The sequence below is a fragment of the Priestia sp. FSL W8-0524 genome (genome assembly GCF_038005965.1).
GTDB classification, from domain to species: domain Bacteria; phylum Bacillota; class Bacilli; order Bacillales; family Bacillaceae_H; genus Priestia; species Priestia zanthoxyli.
In genome coordinates, this window is record NZ_JBBOUG010000001.1 from 3,221,651 (window position 1) to 3,238,829 (window position 17,179).

General features: G+C 40.5%; 22 protein-coding genes and 2 riboswitches. Of the genes, 8 read left to right on the top strand and 14 right to left on the bottom strand.

From position 1 onward, the window contains the following. Nucleotides 1–145 precede the first annotated feature (145 nt). Nucleotides 146–1,021, top strand: a complete 876-nt coding sequence (locus tag NST66_RS16820) for a Cof-type HAD-IIB family hydrolase (RefSeq protein WP_088048686.1) — start codon at nt 146–148, stop codon at nt 1,019–1,021. 28 nt (nt 1,022–1,049) lie between these two features. Here NST66_RS16820 and NST66_RS16825 read toward each other — a convergent pair whose 3' ends face one another. Further along, nucleotides 1,050–1,280, bottom strand: coding sequence for a DUF3953 domain-containing protein (locus NST66_RS16825; RefSeq protein WP_034264376.1), 231 nt, complete (start codon nt 1,278–1,280; stop codon nt 1,050–1,052). Between the two features lie 11 nt (nt 1,281–1,291). After that, nucleotides 1,292–2,257: a 2-hydroxyacid dehydrogenase gene (locus tag NST66_RS16830; protein WP_063247490.1), complete on the bottom strand. Its 966-nt coding sequence runs from the start codon at nt 2,255–2,257 to the stop codon at nt 1,292–1,294. A 126-nt stretch (nt 2,258–2,383) separates the two neighbouring features. Here NST66_RS16830 and NST66_RS16835 point away from each other — a divergent pair, with 126 nt between their 5' ends. The 6 genes from NST66_RS16835 to NST66_RS16860 all read left to right on the top strand — a co-directional run bounded on the left by NST66_RS16835 (nt 2,384) and on the right by NST66_RS16860 (nt 6,144). Beyond that, entirely contained in the window at nt 2,384–2,866 is a 483-nt protein-coding gene (locus NST66_RS16835; RefSeq protein WP_340843553.1) for a DUF2500 domain-containing protein, read from the top strand. A gap of 428 nt (nt 2,867–3,294) precedes the next feature. Then, the gene (locus tag NST66_RS16840; RefSeq protein WP_340843554.1) at nt 3,295–3,606 is read left to right on the top strand and encodes a DUF5391 family protein; all 312 of its coding nucleotides are present in this window, start codon (nt 3,295–3,297) and stop codon (nt 3,604–3,606) included. A gap of 65 nt (nt 3,607–3,671) precedes the next feature. Then, nucleotides 3,672–4,805 (top strand): IS4 family transposase, encoded by a 1,134-nt coding sequence (locus tag NST66_RS16845; RefSeq protein WP_263046296.1) that lies wholly within the window; start codon nt 3,672–3,674, stop codon nt 4,803–4,805. Next, the gene (locus tag NST66_RS16850; RefSeq protein ID WP_340843555.1) at nt 4,802–5,008 is read left to right on the top strand and encodes a hypothetical protein; all 207 of its coding nucleotides are present in this window, start codon (nt 4,802–4,804) and stop codon (nt 5,006–5,008) included. Before NST66_RS16845 ends, NST66_RS16850 begins: the two co-directional genes overlap by 4 nt. A 196-nt stretch (nt 5,009–5,204) precedes the next feature. Further along, nucleotides 5,205–5,837 (top strand): LysE family translocator, encoded by a 633-nt coding sequence (locus tag NST66_RS16855; protein ID WP_310883817.1) that lies wholly within the window; start codon nt 5,205–5,207, stop codon nt 5,835–5,837. 166 nt (nt 5,838–6,003) lie between these two features. Continuing rightward, nucleotides 6,004–6,144, top strand: coding sequence for a hypothetical protein (locus NST66_RS16860; RefSeq protein ID WP_013058226.1), 141 nt, complete (start codon nt 6,004–6,006; stop codon nt 6,142–6,144). Between the two features lie 81 nt (nt 6,145–6,225). Here the strand turns inward: NST66_RS16860 and NST66_RS16865 are convergent, their stop codons facing one another. The 4 genes from NST66_RS16865 to NST66_RS16880 all read right to left on the bottom strand — a co-directional run bounded on the left by NST66_RS16865 (nt 6,226) and on the right by NST66_RS16880 (nt 7,347). Next, entirely contained in the window at nt 6,226–6,639 is a 414-nt protein-coding gene (locus NST66_RS16865) for a DUF5301 domain-containing protein (RefSeq protein WP_257042786.1), read from the bottom strand. Nucleotides 6,640–6,670: 31 nt separating this feature from the next. Next, on the bottom strand, nt 6,671–6,835 hold the full coding sequence (locus tag NST66_RS16870) for a hypothetical protein (protein ID WP_186807949.1): 165 nt from the start codon (nt 6,833–6,835) through the stop codon (nt 6,671–6,673). 74 nt (nt 6,836–6,909) lie between these two features. Next, entirely contained in the window at nt 6,910–7,122 is a 213-nt protein-coding gene (locus NST66_RS16875) for a hypothetical protein (RefSeq protein ID WP_028414716.1), read from the bottom strand. 24 nt (nt 7,123–7,146) lie between these two features. Then, entirely contained in the window at nt 7,147–7,347 is a 201-nt protein-coding gene (locus tag NST66_RS16880) for a helix-turn-helix transcriptional regulator (RefSeq protein WP_154991910.1), read from the bottom strand. Nucleotides 7,348–7,589: 242 nt separating this feature from the next. On the opposite strand from NST66_RS16880, the gene NST66_RS16885 reads away from it, so the two are divergent. Then, nucleotides 7,590–7,721, top strand: a complete 132-nt coding sequence (locus tag NST66_RS16885) for a hypothetical protein (RefSeq protein WP_259345520.1) — start codon at nt 7,590–7,592, stop codon at nt 7,719–7,721. A 22-nt stretch (nt 7,722–7,743) separates the two neighbouring features. Here NST66_RS16885 and NST66_RS16890 read toward each other — a convergent pair whose 3' ends face one another. The 8 genes from NST66_RS16890 to araA all read right to left on the bottom strand — a co-directional run bounded on the left by NST66_RS16890 (nt 7,744) and on the right by araA (nt 17,157). Then, nucleotides 7,744–8,244, bottom strand: a complete 501-nt coding sequence (locus NST66_RS16890) for a GNAT family N-acetyltransferase (protein WP_340843556.1) — start codon at nt 8,242–8,244, stop codon at nt 7,744–7,746. A gap of 144 nt (nt 8,245–8,388) precedes the next feature. Continuing rightward, complete coding sequence (locus NST66_RS16895; RefSeq protein ID WP_013058231.1) at nt 8,389–9,006, bottom strand: acetate uptake transporter; 618 nt, start codon at nt 9,004–9,006, stop codon at nt 8,389–8,391. Nucleotides 9,007–9,148: 142 nt separating this feature from the next. Next, complete coding sequence (gene metE, locus NST66_RS16900; protein ID WP_033580156.1) at nt 9,149–11,443, bottom strand: 5-methyltetrahydropteroyltriglutamate--homocysteine S-methyltransferase; 2,295 nt, start codon at nt 11,441–11,443, stop codon at nt 9,149–9,151. A 150-nt stretch (nt 11,444–11,593) separates the two neighbouring features. Beyond that, a riboswitch (cobalamin riboswitch) is annotated at nt 11,594–11,782 on the bottom strand. 79 nt (nt 11,783–11,861) lie between these two features. Then, nucleotides 11,862–11,972: riboswitch (SAM riboswitch) on the bottom strand. An 80-nt stretch (nt 11,973–12,052) separates the two neighbouring features. Further along, the gene (locus NST66_RS16905; protein ID WP_033580155.1) at nt 12,053–12,304 is read right to left on the bottom strand and encodes a hypothetical protein; all 252 of its coding nucleotides are present in this window, start codon (nt 12,302–12,304) and stop codon (nt 12,053–12,055) included. Nucleotides 12,305–12,562: 258 nt separating this feature from the next. Next, complete coding sequence (locus NST66_RS16910) at nt 12,563–12,733, bottom strand: hypothetical protein (RefSeq protein WP_176544811.1); 171 nt, start codon at nt 12,731–12,733, stop codon at nt 12,563–12,565. 158 nt (nt 12,734–12,891) lie between these two features. Next, on the bottom strand, nt 12,892–13,767 hold the full coding sequence (locus NST66_RS16915; protein ID WP_230624695.1) for a metallophosphoesterase family protein: 876 nt from the start codon (nt 13,765–13,767) through the stop codon (nt 12,892–12,894). Between the two features lie 440 nt (nt 13,768–14,207). Beyond that, the gene (locus tag NST66_RS16920; RefSeq protein WP_033580154.1) at nt 14,208–15,587 is read right to left on the bottom strand and encodes a sugar porter family MFS transporter; all 1,380 of its coding nucleotides are present in this window, start codon (nt 15,585–15,587) and stop codon (nt 14,208–14,210) included. Nucleotides 15,588–15,732: 145 nt separating this feature from the next. Continuing rightward, nucleotides 15,733–17,157, bottom strand: a complete 1,425-nt coding sequence (gene araA, locus NST66_RS16925; RefSeq protein WP_165636345.1) for an L-arabinose isomerase — start codon at nt 17,155–17,157, stop codon at nt 15,733–15,735. Nucleotides 17,158–17,179: the final 22 nt, after the last annotated feature.

Here is a 17,179-nt window from a genome sequence, read left to right on the forward strand (position 1 = left end):
TTTCTGCTTTTTACTTTATTATACTTGTTTCTTTTGTAAAAACAATGTAAAAACGCTTGATTATCAGTGTTTTTTCGTTTATTGTAGGATAAACAAGATAAAACATGCAAAAACAAGTAATAATAGTCAAAGGGAGAGATAGTTTATGAAGATGATTTTTACAGACTTAGATGGAACTCTTTTAAATAGCAGCAGTGAAATTAGCACAATTAATGCAGAAGCAATTAAAAAAGCGCAAAAACACGGAGTTGAAGTCGTGGTTGCTACGGGGCGCGCTTATTTCGACGTGCAGGAAATTTTAAAAAAAGCTGAGCTTTCCAACCTTTGGGTGATTGCCGCAAACGGAGCGACTATTCATGACCCGGACGGACAGCTCAGACATTCTGTTCCAATTGATGACCAGCACGTAAAAGAAGCGCTTCAGTGGCTAGATGCAAACGAATTTTATTATGAAGTGTTTGCTGAACATGCGATTTATACACCAAACTCAGGCCGTGAGCTGCTCGCCATTGAAATTGACCGGGTAAAAAGCGCCAACAAAAACGTGGACGAACAAAGACTTCATCACGCGGCGGCTAAGCAGTACAGCCAAACGGGATTTGCCTTTGTTGCATCGTATGAAGATATTTTAAATACAAACGCTGAGCTTTATAACGTATTAGCTTTTTCATTTGATGATGAAAAACGAAAAAAAGGCTGGGATCACTTTAGCAAGCAGCACGACATGACGCTTGTCTCTTCCGCTGATCATAACTTTGAACTCGAACACAAAGATGCGTCAAAAGGAAACGCATTAAACTACGTTGTAAAAGAGCTTGGCGCTTCTCTTCACGATACCATTGCCATTGGAGACAGCTTTAACGACGTATCGATGCTGCAAAGAGCTGGAAAAGGAATCGCTATGGCAAATGCGCACGCAGAAATTAAAGCACTAGCTGATGACGTTACATTAACAAACGATGAAAACGGAGTAGCTTCCGTTATTGAAAACGTGTTAGAAACGCAGCTAAAAGCACATTAAAAAAACGCTTGGCGTATGCCAAGCGTTTTTAAATGGTCATGCGATAAAGACCGACAAACCAGCTGAATAGCGCAACGAAAAACAGCAGCCACGCGCTGGTTTTCTTTCTTTTTTGCCATTCAATTGCTCCTAAAACTAGCATCGTTAAGCCTAGAAGTATATTTAAAAGCGAAAGGAACTGGTCATTGTGAGTGAACATCATATAAAGAGCCAGTCCAACGGTAATAATTGAAAAAATAAGCTGTAATGCTTTTAACAAAAAATCTCTCCTTACTTGTAGTTCACTTCTTCATTCACGCACGTCACTAAAGGCTTTTTCTCAAGACCTAAAAGCAGGTTCTGTACGGCTAGATCTGCCATGCGATTGCGCGTCTCGTACGTAGCGCTTCCAATATGCGGCGTTACTAGCACATTTGAAAGCTGCAGCAGCTTGTGATCTGCCGGAAGCGGCTCTGGGTCTGTTACGTCCAGTGCGGCATACGCAATTTCTTCATTTTTCAGCGCTTCGTACAGTGCTTCCGTGTCCACTAATCCTCCGCGCGCTGCGTTTACAAAATACGCGCTGTTTTTCATAGCTTTAAATTCCGCTTCTCCAAACATGCCTTTGCTTTGATCTGAAAGCGGTACTAAGCATACGATACAGTCAGCTGTGTGAAGCAGTTCTTCAAACGAAAGATATACGGCATCAAGCTCTTTTTCGGCTTCATGCTTGCGGCTTCGGTTGTGGTAAACGATGTTCATCCCCGATGCCTTTGCTCGTCTGGCAACGGCGCTTCCGATATCGCCCATTCCAACAATACCAAGCGTTTTTCCAAATAAATCAACGCCAAATACCGTTTCCCAGTTTCCTTGTTTCACTTTTTCATAGCCTTCATGAATGCGGCGAGCTGCTGACAATAAGAGACCAAACGTTAAGTCTGCCGTTGCTTCTACTAGCACTCCTGGCGTATTGCTAAACGGCACGCCTTTTTTGGTACACGCTTCGACATCTACACTGTCATACCCGACACCCGATTGAGAAATAACGCGCAGATTCGGTGCTGCTTCTAACAATTCTTCATCTACTGTAATGTGGCCGATATTAAAAAAGCCGTCAGCATTACGAAGCCAGTCGCGCAGCGTTTCTTGTGGAATCTTCCCTTCTCCTTCCCACATTTGAATATCGCAGTGTTCCGCTAGCTTTTCGTAAGCGTTTGGCCACGTCTTTCCAGACATAACAACTTTGTATTTCCCCATGTTGATCTCTCCTTTTCCTTGTTCACTCATATGTATGAATAGTAACTAGCTATCCTATCATAAGACTACTATAAAGATGAAACTTTTTCCATTCAGGAACCGTATTTATAGTAAGGGGGAATACGAATGTTTGAAGATGAAATGATATTTGAAGATGATCCGTCCGGAGATGACATTGTTTTTGAAGGTGATGCTGACCTAAGCGGAGGCGCTTTTTTTCCAGACGATGCGTTACTTAACGGAATGCCTACGTTTGTTATGCTATTTTTTGTTATTGTTATTGGTATTTTCTTATTTTCTATTTTTAAAGGAATCAGCACGTGGAGCAAAAATGAGCAGTCTCCCCGTCTATCCGTAAAAGCAAAAATTACGGGCAAACGGACAAACGTCCAGCACCATAACAGCCATGCTCACGAACATCACCACTCTCATACGTCTACAACTTACTACGTAACCTTTCAATTTGAAAGCACCGACCGCTCTGAATTTACTGTTTCAGGCAGCCAGTACGGCAAGTTTGCAGAAGGAGACGAAGGAATACTGACGTTTCAAGGAACTCGTTTTTTGGATTTTCAAAGAAATCTCAGTGAAGAACATACAGATGCGTAGCTTATGACCTCGTGCTTTTAGAGGTCTTTCTTACTGTAAGGGAGCATTGATATAGCCAATGACCTATTTATGCCTTTTTTACATTCTACAAGAACGTTATTTAATACAAAAACATACCGTGTAACACATTCATTTAAACAGGCAGGTGATTTTATGTATTCTCCTTATTCAGGAAGCGGCATCTACTACGGACATTACGGAGAGGCCCCTCATTCGCACCCTATTCAAACAATATTGACGCAATACTGGCACGAAACCCACTATCCAGGCCCACACAAAAAATATGTTCACGTGTATTATCTCAACCCATCTTCTCTTCATTATTATCCAGCCTATCGAACATTTTTGTAAAAAATTGGTGATTTCCGGACTTTTATATTGTAAAATTAATCCATATACTTTTAATTTGGAAAGGAGGTTAACAAACAGTGCGTAATTCTACAGCAAAAAATAGTGTGGCGATCACCACTTTGCTTTCCGGCCTATTTTTCTGCTCTATCATAGTTCTTGCTTCGCTTTCTCCTCTAGCAGATTCAGGCCCCAACGTTAACACGTTTGGTTCAGTTGGGATGTGGTTATCGCTTGGCATGATTCTATTTTTATATCTGTTGCCTTTAGCATTTTATCTGCTAGGAATGCATTTCTTAAAATTTGTAATGGCTGCTTTTTGCAGCATTGGACTTTTAATCGCTGCTAGCACGCCTGTTGATTATCTAATTTATTCCAATAAAACCAAATAAAAAAGAGAGATTCTCATGTAAAATGTAAGTTACCACACCAACATTTACGAAAAGAGGAATCTCTCATGAATAAGAATACCACGTCTCCACATCTCATTCAAAACTTTCTTTCTGAAGCTGAACTTCAAGCGATTCTAGCCGAGTTTGGTTTTGTTGACACAGCCCGAAAATGTACCGTGTCAACGCTTATTTCTTATTTAATTGGTGCAGCGACAAACGAATGGAAAAGCTTACGTCACGCAGCCGATGTTGGGCCAAGTGTTGGACTCGTTTCCATTGACCATTCTTCGCTTTCCAAGCACATGAAGGCTCTTAATTACGCCATTATGAAACGTATTTTTGAAGTCATTGTCGGGAAGCTCAACCGAGCTACTCGTCGCACCCTCAAGATGAAAAAAATACCGATGGCAGTGGATTCGACAACGGTAACAGTCGGGAAGACACGCCTACCATGGGCAGTTTATCACGGCGAACGCGCGGGCATTAAACTGCATGTTAGCTTCACCAACGAAACTGCGATGCCTCTTCAAGTTGTCGAAACAACCGGATTAAAACATGACGGACCCGTTGGTACATGCCTTGAGGATAAACGCTTTATCTTCATAGGCGACCGTGCCTATTTTTCCATTGAAAAAGTCGATCGCTACGTGACAGAGAAAGAAAAACAACATTTTGTCATTCGCTTAAAAGAGAATATCCAGTTAAATCGCAAAAAAGCGCTGAAAGGTACACGTAAAAAGGATTCGAATGTGACCGGCGATTTTACGTGTATCCTTGGTACCCCACAAAAACAGACAAAGACACGCCAGCGTGTCGTGCAATTTACCGATCATGACGGTAAGGAGATACGCGTTGTGACAAGCTTGATGAACGTCACGGCAGAAGAAATTGCCGACATGTATAAAGCACGCTGGGCCATTGAATCGTTCTTTCGCTGGATCAAACAAAACTTAAATGTACCGATTTTATTCGGTACAACACCAAACGCCGTGTTCAATCAGTTGTTCACCGCACTCATCGCCTACGTTTTACTAAAGTTTTTACATATACAAGGTAGCAAGAAAAACACACGAAAACCCTTATCATTTGCAGGGTTCACACGTCTGTTTCTTTGCGCTACCCTGCCTTTAGAATGGCGAATAGCCATCTATGAAACACTTGAATTCTATCAAAAACTATACGAAGGAGTTTCTGGATGATTTTGGTTAATCAACACGTGTGCGCTGCTAGTACTCTATTACTGATGCCGGCTCTGTTTTTATTTGGACTGGAAGATTTCTCAGGAAACTTAGCTTCAATTATAGGAGTAATGATTTCTTGCTTAGGCTTACTGATCACGAATATTGTGTGGTTTGTTGCTGCGTTTAAAAGACCGTCAGCCACTATGCAGGAAAGCGTTTAAAATGGTGAAGAGGAGCAGCTACTGCTCCTCTTTTTATAGCTTGGTAGGTAAAAAGTGCAAATATATATCGAAGCAGCCTTTGTGCTTACTGTTTTTTATACATAACATCAAATTTCACTACATATTTTTATATAATGAAAGACCACTTAAACGGAAAACGATAGTAGATACGAGATTGAAAGAGGTTTTGTTTTTGGTGACGTTATTTTTAACAAATGTGCTGCTCGGTCTTTCGATTGCCCTTCCCGTTGGTACGGTAACGATTGAAATGACGAAGCAGGGTTTAAAAAATGGTTTTCTTCACGGCTGGGTTGTGGGACTTGGAGGCATGACGGTTGATTTGTTGCTAATTGTGCTTCTTTACTCTGGACTGGCTTCTTTTTTGTCTGCTCCTTTTATCCAGCTTGTTATGTGGCTTGTAGGGGCACTTTTTTTACTTTATATTGGCTATGACAGCATTAGACACGCGGATCATGATATAACGGCTCCTGGAGAACACGTAAAAAAGTCGTTTGCCTCTTCTTATGTGAACGGAATCTTTGTTGCGATTTCTCCGAGCAATCTCATTTTTTGGCTGAGCGTATTTGGAACGGTGCTGACAAATTCGCTTCAAGCCTCTCACTCTTTTCATTTCCTAGTGATTGCTGCCGGAATATTAACGGGAATTTTAATTCATGATCTGGGCTTAATGACAATTGTCTCTGGAACTAGAAAAGTGCTGAATCAGCTTTATATCAAATGGGTTTCTATTGCAGCTGGATGTATCTTAATTGGCTTTTCATGCTATTTTCTCTACCGATTTATCGAGAATCTGCGCATGTACTTTTAATGTTTCTACATATTTTATGATTTACTATATCCCCTCTTTATCTAGTATAGAGAGGGAATTTTTATAATCTATCAGGGACTATCAGACAAAAAGTTCACAATTTCGTCACATTTCTATTGATTTTTTTCTCTTTTTATACGAAAATATAAAAAAGGGAGGAAATATCATGAAAATCAAAAAAGCACTTCGCATCTTTATTGGATCAAACGTCCTTGTATTATTAACATTTGGCCTTCTTCCAGCACTGTTAGTTAACCCTGATATTGACCTAATTCAATCATTTATTAATTATATAGGCAAGGATTAATTCTACTTAAAATAGTCTAAATTTTCAATCTATTATTTTCATAAAAAAAGACAGCGCAGGCTGTCTTTTTTAGTAGGTTTTTTATTTAGTTGAAAACAGCTTTTTAACATCTACTTTTTGATCTTTAACAATCGTATACGTGGCCTGCTTTTTATCTTTAAAATTAAATGCTTTTATGTAGTCATTATCGTAAATCGTTAAGCCGTACGCATCTTTTCCGTTTTCAACGATTTTTACCCAGTAAGACTGGTCAAACTTTGGATCGAGTTCCTTGCTTTTTTTCACTTCTACTTTTGCCAAAGAATGTACGATTTGCTTTATCTCTTTTTTATCATCTACTACACGTTTTCCTTCGTCCGTATCTATTTCAATACGCGTAACGTTTGCTTCCTCTACTTTTATGACGTCTTTTAACTGATAGGCTTTCCCGGTATATGTAAAATAAAATACGATGATAAATAAAAGTGCAGCTATAATAATCGTTCTTTTTTTCAAAAGGAACCTCCTTTTCTACATCACGCTGCATTCAGGTGATACACCTTTTTATTCCTCCTGTTCCGCATCCTTTTAGTAGAATGCTGCTTCCTACAAGTAAACTGTAGATTAATCCCGGAACAGGAAGTATTAACGTTATCATCAACAGTAACATGCCCATGCTTGTAAGAGCTACTCCTGCAGCTCGATTTTTCATTCATTTCACCGCCGTTGCTCTGTAAATCTCTTTTATGTGAAGTGATCAAAGTATTTTCGATTTCCGTTCACTTATTAGCTATGTACTTTTCGTTTATAATAAACGAGTGTCCAAAAATATACGCATATTCCTACTAGTAAGATTGTGGCTTCCCAGCCTCTTTCACCGGTTTTAATAAAATCATAGGAAGACCAAATTAACAGCGCTACTGTATAAAATAAAAAGCCGTTTCGCGCCGCTTGCTTGATTTCAAACTTTTCCATTTCGTCCGCTTTTTTTACTTTCACATTACCTTCTCCTTTTTTACTAACTCATGATTTATGAAATAAAAACAGCTCATCTACTGTTGCTCCCAGTTCTTGGGCCAGCTGGAAAGCTAGCGTTAAGCTTGGATCATACTTATTGTTTTCAATTGCATTGATCGTTTGTCTCGAGACGCCGCATACTTTTGCCAGTTCATCCTGAGACATTTTTTTGATTTTACGCAGTTCTTTAATTCGGTTTTCCACCATTCATCACTCATCTCTAAAATGTAAAAAACTTTTTACACCCATATCTTATATTATCTTCCTTGTTACTGTCAAATATGTTTGACAAAGTAGCGTCTTTTACATAACTGAAATAGAGATTGAAACAAAAGTAGGTTAGTTGAAGGACAAGGCGAACGAGTTTGATTAAGAATTCATCTCGTGCTAATTTTTTTATGGGTATGGTGAACGTAGGTTTCGTGTATGTAGGTGCTTCTAGCTGATGATTGGAGGGCAAGGCGAAGACTCCTGCGGGAAAAAGCGGAACAGGTGAGACCCCGCAGGAGCGCAAGCGACGAGGAGGCTCAGCGGCCGCCCGCGGAAAGCGAAGCCTTGCACGGAAATCATTAGCGGTGTAACAAGCAATTCATAGTAGTAACATTAAAGCTCCTTACTCATATTAAACCACTGCACGCCTGCATGCTGAGACTGCGCAACGCCTTGATTCACATATTCGTTTTTTTCGTAAAAAGGAATCAATTCTTCTTTGCACGTTAAGGTAATCGTTAAGCGCTGTTTGTTCCGTGCTTGTTTTTCAAACTCTTTTAGCAGCATACTGGCAATTCCTTTGTGATGATGCTTGGGATTTACAACGATACCTAAAATACTTTGATGACCACCTGTCTCAGGGTTCGAAATCGTTTTTTTAAACAAATCATCCGTAATAAACGGAGCTGAAATGACGGGTCCGTTCACATATCCAATTATTTCGTCATTTTCTTCAGCGATGATAAACGTATCAGGAATAGTTTTAATTCGCGTGATAAATGCTTCTTTTGAGGCAGCTTCTTCAGGTGTAAAGCCTTTGTTTTCTAACGTAATTAATTGGTTTAAATCTTTTTCATCCACTTGTCTTATAATCATTGAAACGATTCCTCTCATTATGTATTTCTCTTTTTTCTCTAAAAGCTTCTATTATATATAACTATCTCTTTCTACTATATATAAAAATGCCCAAACAAAAAAGGATTGACCTCTGCATCATACAGAATTCAACCCTACTTCGCTGTTTAATGAACGTCTTGATTATTTGATAAATGCACCAAACGGCTTGCCAACCGGAAGCACAACTCGACCATAGTGAGTATTTAATACAGCCGCTGCAGATCCATAGAATGAAAACAAAGCGATTAATAGCTCTGACACTGCTGCTAGTAAGTGCGTGTATTCATATGCCACACCAAATGTACTTAGCGATAATCCAATAAATAAGAAATCAATTAACACAAAAATAATAAATAATACTTTATGAGTGCCCATTGCTCCAACCGTCATAAAAACGCTGAAAATTAAGTAGCCGACAAAAGCAAATGCGAGCTGCTTCGGATCCGCTTCTTTTGCGAGCGCTTCCCCAAATGCGCCAAGCTGAATAAGCCATGTCATAGCTACACCTAGCCAAAATAAACCGAAGGCACCAAAAGCAGTTGCGCCGAAGGTATTATTATGTTTGAAATCTTGCATAGACGCAATTAGCTGTCCTATCCCGCCTAAAAAAATTGCCCATGGCAATACCAATGAAACACCATCGGTTACCCCAAGCTTTTGAAACGATGCAACAAGTGTCACCATGGCAAGTCCGAATAGGCCTAGCGCTGATGGATCCGCTGTTACAATTTTAACGTGCTGCGTGCTGTTGTTACTCATGTTGTACCTCCCTGATTTTAAAAACACCTTTAAAAAGATACAAAAATCTACGGGAAGTGTCAATGGATATTTTTGGCCTTTAAAAAACCCATAAGACCAAGCAGTGTAGCGTTTACACTGCTTGGTCTTGACTTTCTTGTTATTAAGCGTTTTGTAATAAATTTTTTCTTGTTTGTTTTGCAGACTCAACCATCACTTTTAAAGCTTCCACCGTCTCGCTGATTCCTCTTGTTTTAAGACCGCAGTCGGGATTAATCCAAAACAATGCAGGATCAAGCACTTTTAGAGCGCGGTCAATGTTTCGTGTCAGCTCTTCAAGCTTCGGTACGCGCGGGCTGTGGATATCATATACGCCAAGTCCAATTCCCTGGTTATACGTATGTTTTTCAAACGCATAAATTAATTCACCGTGGCTTTTGGACGTTTCAATGGAAATCACGTCGGCATCAAGCGCTTTGATCGCATCAATAATCTCTTCGAATTCCGAATAGCACATATGCGTGTGAATTTGCGTCTCGTTTTGCACCGATACCGTGGCTAATTTGAACGCATACACCGCGGCGCTCAAGTAGCTTTCCCAGTTTTCTCGTTTTAACGGCAGTCCTTCACGCAGCGCCGGTTCATCTACTTGAATCATTGAGATGCCCTGACTTTCAAGTGCTTCCACTTCTTTTCTAAGAGCAAGCGCAATTTGATTTGCCACGTCGTAGCGCGGGATATCATCACGCACAAATGACCAGTTTAAAATCGTAATCGGCCCCGTCAGCATTCCTTTAACAGGCTTATTGGTTAGAGACTGTGCGTAGACCGTTTCTTTGATCGTCATCGCCTGCTCGTACGAGACATCTCCGTAAATAAGCGGCGGCTTGACACAGCGAGAACCGTATGATTGCACCCAGCCAAACTTCGTAAACTGAAAGCCTCCTAATTTTTCACCGAAGTATTCAACCATGTCGGTACGCTCAAACTCTCCGTGCACAAGAACATCTAAGCCGATGTCTTCTTGAATTTCAATCCATTTTTTGATTTCAGCGTTAATGTACGCTTCATATGCTTCATCGCTTAACTCTCCTTTACGCCACTTCAGACGCTCTTTTCGCACTTCTTTTGTTTGCGGAAAGCTTCCAATTGTTGTCGTTGGAAGAAGCGGCAGTTGAAACGCTTCTTGCTGAACGCGTTGACGTACGTCAAACGGCGCTTGGCGCTCTGCTTTATAGCTGTGCAGCTGCTTCAGCTCTTTTTGCACGTCTTGGTGATTTCGAAAAGATGATCCATTTAATGCTTGAATCGCCTGTTTGCTTACACTTATTTCTTTTTCAATTGCTTCTTTTCCTTGCTGCACCGCTTTTGTTAAAAGCGTGATTTCCTTTAGCTTTTCATCTGCAAAAGACAGCGCGTTTTTTAGAATTGGCTCAATGGTTTTTTCGCTTTTCACCGTGACAGGAACATGTAATAAACTTGATGAAGGCTGCAGAATCAAACGGTCTTTTGATACGGCTTCTTCAATTTCACTGATTGTTAAAAGCTGTTCGTCCAAGTTTTCACGCCAAATGTTTCGTCCGTCAATCACTCCTGCTGCCAGCACTTTATCAGTTGGAAACCCATATTTATTAAGTGCCGTGAGATTTTCGCCTCGGTCATGTACAAAATCCAATCCAATTCCGTGAACAGGAAGAGCAACTACTTCTTTATAGTAATCTACGCTGTCAAAATACGTCTGCAAAATGACTTTTACATTCGGTGCCGCTTTTTTCAAAGCTTCATAGACTTCTTTATAGAGCGCCAGGTCTTCTTTTGATAGCGTTGTAGCTAAAACCGGCTCATCCATTTGTACCCACTCCACGCCTTCTGCCTGCAGCTCCGCTAAGATTGTTGCATAAAGAGGAACAAATTGTTCAACTACTTTTTTAAACTCACTTTTTTTATATCCTTTTGACAGCTTCACAAATGTTACTGGACCTAAAATAACGGGTTTGCCTTTGATATTCAGCTTTTGTTTTGCTTCTTTGTAAAATTGAAGCGGGCGATTTTCTACAAGTGCCGGCGTACATTCCTCAAGCTCGGGTACGATGTAGTGATAATTTGTGTTAAACCATTTTGTCATCGTAGAAGCTACCGCACCTTTTGTTCCTCGCGCGATGTCAAAATACGTTTCAAGCGATACCGGGCCTCCGTTATATTCAAAGCGCTTTGGCACCAAACCAAACATAGCGGCTGTATCTAACACGTGATCGTATAAGCTAAAATCGCCGACTGGAATTAATTCAATTCCTGCGTCACGCTGTTTTTTCAGATGTCCTAGACGAAGAGCTTCAATTTCCTGAAGAAAGATATCTTTCTCTAGCTTTCCTGCCCAAAACTGCTCAAGCGCTTTTTTCCATTCTCGTTTTTCACCAATTCTTGGATAACCTACATTTGAACTTTTTACACTGCTCATTTTTTCCACTCCCTGTATATTTTTTTATCGCTAAACTAAAAAATCTCCCTTTTCGAAATGAAAAGAGAGATGATACGCATACTTAACTAAAGTTGAGATAGCCTGTTTTTCTCAACACGTATTCCTCACTCCTCTCTATATCCCGTAGAGCTTAAGTGCATACAACAGGCAGGTCTCCTGACTTAGGTTCATCGCTTCCTATCCCTTCCCATTTCAACATGAAACAGTGGTTAATAAGTTGCTCCCCATTACAGTGGCGGGACCGCGCCGGCTTTTCACCGGTCTTCCCTTTTAAGCTGCGTACATTCGTTACACAGCACCTGATGCATTTCTATGAAATTGTTCATTCAAAACACCTTTACATAAAATAAAAAGCCTCTCTATTATGAATAGAGAGGCATAGTATCTATGAAATCCTCTCTTATTTTTCAAAGCTGTACGCTTTGCAGGATGTAGCACCTTTTTAACAAGATTGTTAAATGGTTGCCGGGCTTCACAGGGCCAGTCCCTCCGCCTCTCTCAATAAGAGTTTTAATTGTTTATAATATTTTGAATGTAGAGTCATCTTAACACCTTACATTTATGTTGTCAAAAGAAATTTCAACAAAATTAGTTTTCAGGAGGTGCTGACGCTAATTTTTGCCTTAATAATTTGTAATCATCTTTTCGATGTGTTTCGATCAAGTCTTTTGCTCCTTGATGATACCCTGAAGAATAGATGTACTCTACAGCCGTTTCGATAAGCATTCTCTTTTCTTCCGCACATTCTCGGTCCATTAGGGGGAACAGTCTACCTAAAAGGTCATTCAAATCTTCCTTAATAAAACGATTAAGTCCTTCTTGCATCTTTTCGTTTGCCATGATAGCTCCTCCATTTGCTGTGTATGTTCCAAGCCTCTATAAACAGGCATTTCACTGTGAATGTTAAGATAAAGTTAAGTCATTAAACAGTATATCAAGTAAATGTTTTTCTTCAATTACATATGTAATACAAATATATGACAAATATAGAGAATATATCATCATTCATTATCTATTATAACGCTTGACTCGGCCTTCTGCTACAAGGTTTCATACGGTTTTCTAAAAGAGGGTGAGACACAACGAAGTGAATCCAATCTAAAGGCAAATGGGATACATAAGCTGAATCGCTTGTGACACCGCAGTTGATTTCCGTACAAGACTTCGCTTTGCGCGGGCGGTCGCTGAGCCTCCTCGTCGCATACACTCCTGTGGGGTCTCACCTGTTCCGCTTTTCCCGCAGGAGTCTTCGTCTTGTTCTCCAATCACCTGCTAGAAAGACTTATACACATGAAATCTACGTTTACCCTAATAAAAAAAATGAACCACTAATCAAGCATCTTGATCAATGGTTCATTTTTCATTTCGTCTAAAATCCTTTTTTCCCAGCCTCTTTTTTTTGAACCTAGCTTTCTACTTTCTTGTTTTTACAAACAATTTCTTCGAGGTCGTCCAAAATCCTTCCAAAGAAGAGGTCCCAAAATGTCGTACCGGCTAACAAAAAACTCCGTAAAATTATAATTATTTAAAATTAAAGGCGGTTCAAAATCAAGGGGTGCACCCGCGCCTCCTGATAATACAAAATCAGTACCTCTTCCAAGCGTAAACGACCCGTTTCTGTTTTTTCTAATAAACTGCTCGTCATACGCATGCACGTGGCTGACTAACACTTTTTTCACGCGATGTTCTTGAATTAAATCAAAAAATTCTTGACTTTGAGGAGTCGTTACAGGAAAACCTCCGAGGTCTGACCACCGGCCAATATTTGGCTGTGCATGCATGGCTACAACGGTATTACGAGGAGCATCCTCTAGCTGCTGCTCTAAATAATTCAGCTCTCTATCTGTAAATCCATATATTTTATTCTTGGGACTGATGATATTATTTAATGCGATGCAACGGAAGTTAAAGACAGGAATATCAATGACCCAGTGCACTTTTCCGATAGTGGCTCTGAAGTTTTCGAGGTTGCTTTCTTCAAGGTTTAATTCATCATGATTCCCTACGCATACAAACACGGGAATGTTTGGTGCTATTTTTTCGACAACTTTAACAAAGTGCTCCAAATACCTCTTTTCTCCTGTATACACGGTGTCTCCCCCATGAATAATAAACAGCGGATTCAATTCCACCGCCTTTTTTAACACAAGCTCAAATTCACCGCTCATCGTGTAACAATTATCGTTTGGTCCGTCACCTCTGCTGTCGCCCATAAAAACAAAGTTGAATGGATCTCTCGGATTTAATTGTTTAATTCTTTGCTTTAATAACTTTTCAGAACGTTCATGAAGCGTCAAATTCATCAACTAGTTAATCCCCCTATTACTAAATAAATTTAGTTAAAAGTAAACAAGCTTACTTATTTATATGAGAATTTGCTGATGAAGGTCACTATCTTCTTGTAAGCAGAACGCACATTTAAATGAGTTTCCATAGCCTATCTATTCTTTCATTTTGTTAAGCACTAATAGGACAACATAAAAGCTAGAATCTCAGTATCTATTAATAAGAGCTGGAGCATAATCCAAAGACGAACAAAGGCCGACATGAGCTGAACCGCTTGTTGCCCCGCAGGAGTCTTCGCCTTGCTCTCCAATCAACTGCTAGAAGAAATGAAACAGCTGAAACCTGCGTTCACCATAAAAAACGAACCACTAATCAAACACTTTGATTAGTGGTTCGTTTTTTACTTCAGCTAACATATTTTTATCTCAGCACCTTACATTTAAAACATTTACGACAATTAAACGTATTTATTACGCTCAACGGGACTTAACGAATTTCTTTCAGAACGAGCTGCCATGTCTGTTTCAATTTGCTCTAGGCTGCGCCCTTTTGTTTCAACAACTACAAAGCGTATGAAGAATAATCCGAGAACACAAATGATCCCAAACGTTGAAAAGATCACGCCTAAACTAAACTGGTCGGCTAAAATTGGGAACACAAGCCCTACTGCAAGCGATCCTGTCCAGTTAAAGGCAGATGAAATACCAGCACCGATTCCGCGCACAGAAAGCGGGAAAATTTCTCCTACAATGATCCACGTAAGCGGCGCCCAAGAAAACGCATAGCACAGGATAAAGCAGCACAGTGCAATTAACGTAACCCAGTTCACGACGGATTCATTAACGCCTACTGCTCCAAGAATAGCCGGGGTAAAAAAGGAAAGAGCCATTCCCGCTCCGCCAACCGTAAGAATAGTACGGCGATTAAATTTATCAACAAACTGCAGAAAAATAAGTGTTGTCACAACGAAGATTACCCCAACAATAACCGTAAAACCAGCAGCTACCTGCGGCGCTAAACCAACTTGACGGGCAATGCTTGTTGCATAATAAACAATCGAGTTGGAACCTTGAATCTGCTGAAAAGTTGCCATTCCGACACCGATAATTAATGCTAAACGAAACTTTTTCTGAAACAGCTGTTTAATGCCTGATTGTTCATGCACAGCTACGCTTTGAATTTCAGATACTTCAGCTTCGACTTCCGCTGCTGAGGAACGAAGCGTGCGCAGCACTTCACGCGCTTTATCTGCCATTCCGTTTTTAATTAAGTAGCGAGGTGACTCCGGAAGCTTGATCATCCCGATGCATAAAACGATCGCAAAAATACCGGCGCTGCCAAGCATTAATCGCCAGCTGTTTGGAACCGGCTCAAAAATAAAGGCTACGATATAGCTTAATAATAATCCAATTACAATCATTAGCTGATTTAAACCTGAAAGCTTTCCGCGAATATGAGCAGGTGCGATTTCTGACATATAAGCAGGAACTAAAGAAGAAGCCGTTCCCACTGCTGTACCTAAAAAGACGCGCGCAATCGTTAACGTAATTTCCTCTGGTGCAATCGCTGAACCGATGGAGCCTAACAGAAAAATGATAGAGGAAATTAAAATTAACTTTCTTCGTCCAAACTTATCCCCTAATAATCCGCTTAAAATGGAACCGATAATTGCTCCTCCCATTAGCGACGAAACCACAATTCCCAGCCAGAGCGGACTTAAATGAAACGCTTCACGGATATGACCTTCTGCACCAGCAATAATCCCAATATCATAACCGAATAAAATACCGGCAAATGAGCCGAAGAAGAAGATAAACTTACTTGATACTTTACTCATGATTATATCCCCTTTGTATTGTCTTAGTTTTTCTTCCTGCCACACTTATTTAAAACGCTTTCATTTATTTCTAAATACGGCGTTCTTTTACTGACGCTATATTTTCACTTCCAAGGAAGCAGCGCTCCCTTGGAAGTAATGATGCTTACTTAATAATGACGTACTCTAAATTCACAAGCTTTGCATAGCTCACAATTTGATCCGTAGTTAAATTTAATGAAAGAACTGTATGATGTCCTCCTCCGTTTTCAATCCACGCTTTAACGCCGTCTTGGAAGTTCGGCTTAATGTTCCAAAGCACGCGCGCCACAGGAAGATTAGGAGCTGGAACTTCCGGCTCAAATGCCGATACTTCGTTAATTAACAGCTTGTAATGCGTGCCGAAGTCAGCCATAGAAACGACTACGCCTTCTCCTTGTTTACCGTCAAACACTAAGCGGGCCGGGTCTTCGCGGTTACCGATACCTAGCGGAGAAACGATTAGTTTTGGCTTGTTTACCGCTAGCGTTGGGTCTACTTCAAGCATGTGTGATTGAAGTACTGACTCACGTCCGGGAGCCAATTCATACGTGTAGTCTTCCATAAAGCCCGTTGACTGATTATGGCTCATTACTTTAAGCAAACGGTCAAGCGCCGCTGTTTTCCAGTCTCCTTCACCAGCAAATCCGTATCCCTTTGCCATCAAGCGCTGTACCGCTAGACCAGGAAGCTGTTTCATACCGTACAAATCTTCAAAGTTAGTGGTAAAAGCGCTGTAGCCGCCTTCGTCTAGAAAACGTTTAATCGCAATTTCATAGCTTGCCTGTACTTTTACGCTAGACTCCCAGTCTTCTGCAGAATAATCACCGTAGACAAATTCGTACGCGTCGGCATATTCAGCAAACAAATCATTGATTTCTTCTTCCGTAACGGCGTTGACATATTGAACAAGGTCACCGATTCCAAAGTAGTCAACCGTCCAGCCAAATTGAATTTGCGCTTCAATTTTATCTCCTTCTGTTACCCCCACGTTGCGCATATTGTCACCGAAACGCGCAACTTTAATGTTGAAGCTTTCGTTATAAGCAGCGGCTACGTCCATCCACTGTGCAATTTGCTGCTGTACGTCGGGGCGCTCCCAGTAGCCCACTACAATTTTATTTTGCTTGTTCAAACGCGCGTTGATAAAGCCGTATTCACGATCACCGTGAGCGGACTGATTCAAGTTCATAAAATCCATATCAATCGTTTCCCAAGGAATGCTTTCGTTAAATTGTGTTGCCAAATGAAGCAGCGGTTTTTGCAGCAACTTGGTACCGCGAATCCACATTTTTGCAGGCGAGAACGTATGCATCCACGTGATTACACCGGCAACTTCATCTCGGTAATTCACTTCTTTCATCATGCTTGTAATCGTATCAGCGTTCACAGCTAAATCTTGCAGCACAAGCGGATAAGGTAAGACACCGCTTTCATTTAAAGCATCAGTCATACTTTGCGCGTGTGCTTTTACTTCTGCTAGCGCTTCTTTTCCGTAAAGATGCTGTGAACCAACAATAAACCAAAATTCTTTTTGAGTCGTTTTTAACATGATAATCCCCTTTTCTGTATGT

Coding starts and splice junctions, on each gene's coding strand:
- NST66_RS16880 (WP_154991910.1), bottom strand. CDS start 7,347: ATGGTGGAAAACCGAATTAAAGAACTGCGTAAAATCAAAAAAATGTCT.
- araA (WP_165636345.1), bottom strand. CDS start 17,157: ATGTTAAAAACGACTCAAAAAGAATTTTGGTTTATTGTTGGTTCACAG.
- NST66_RS16820 (WP_088048686.1), top strand. CDS start 146: ATGAAGATGATTTTTACAGACTTAGATGGAACTCTTTTAAATAGCAGC.
- NST66_RS16845 (WP_263046296.1), top strand. CDS start 3,672: ATGAATAAGAATACCACGTCTCCACATCTCATTCAAAACTTTCTTTCT.
- metE (WP_033580156.1), bottom strand. CDS start 11,443: ATGAGCAGTGTAAAAAGTTCAAATGTAGGTTATCCAAGAATTGGTGAA.
- NST66_RS16835 (WP_340843553.1), top strand. CDS start 2,384: ATGTTTGAAGATGAAATGATATTTGAAGATGATCCGTCCGGAGATGAC.
- NST66_RS16890 (WP_340843556.1), bottom strand. CDS start 8,244: ATGAGAGGAATCGTTTCAATGATTATAAGACAAGTGGATGAAAAAGAT.
- NST66_RS16850 (WP_340843555.1), top strand. CDS start 4,802: ATGATTTTGGTTAATCAACACGTGTGCGCTGCTAGTACTCTATTACTG.
- NST66_RS16830 (WP_063247490.1), bottom strand. CDS start 2,257: ATGGGGAAATACAAAGTTGTTATGTCTGGAAAGACGTGGCCAAACGCT.
- NST66_RS16920 (WP_033580154.1), bottom strand. CDS start 15,587: ATGAGTAAAGTATCAAGTAAGTTTATCTTCTTCTTCGGCTCATTTGCC.
- NST66_RS16895 (WP_013058231.1), bottom strand. CDS start 9,006: ATGAGTAACAACAGCACGCAGCACGTTAAAATTGTAACAGCGGATCCA.
- NST66_RS16905 (WP_033580155.1), bottom strand. CDS start 12,304: ATGGCAAACGAAAAGATGCAAGAAGGACTTAATCGTTTTATTAAGGAA.
- NST66_RS16870 (WP_186807949.1), bottom strand. CDS start 6,835: ATGAAAAATCGAGCTGCAGGAGTAGCTCTTACAAGCATGGGCATGTTA.
- NST66_RS16860 (WP_013058226.1), top strand. CDS start 6,004: ATGAAAATCAAAAAAGCACTTCGCATCTTTATTGGATCAAACGTCCTT.
- NST66_RS16915 (WP_230624695.1), bottom strand. CDS start 13,767: ATGAATTTGACGCTTCATGAACGTTCTGAAAAGTTATTAAAGCAAAGA.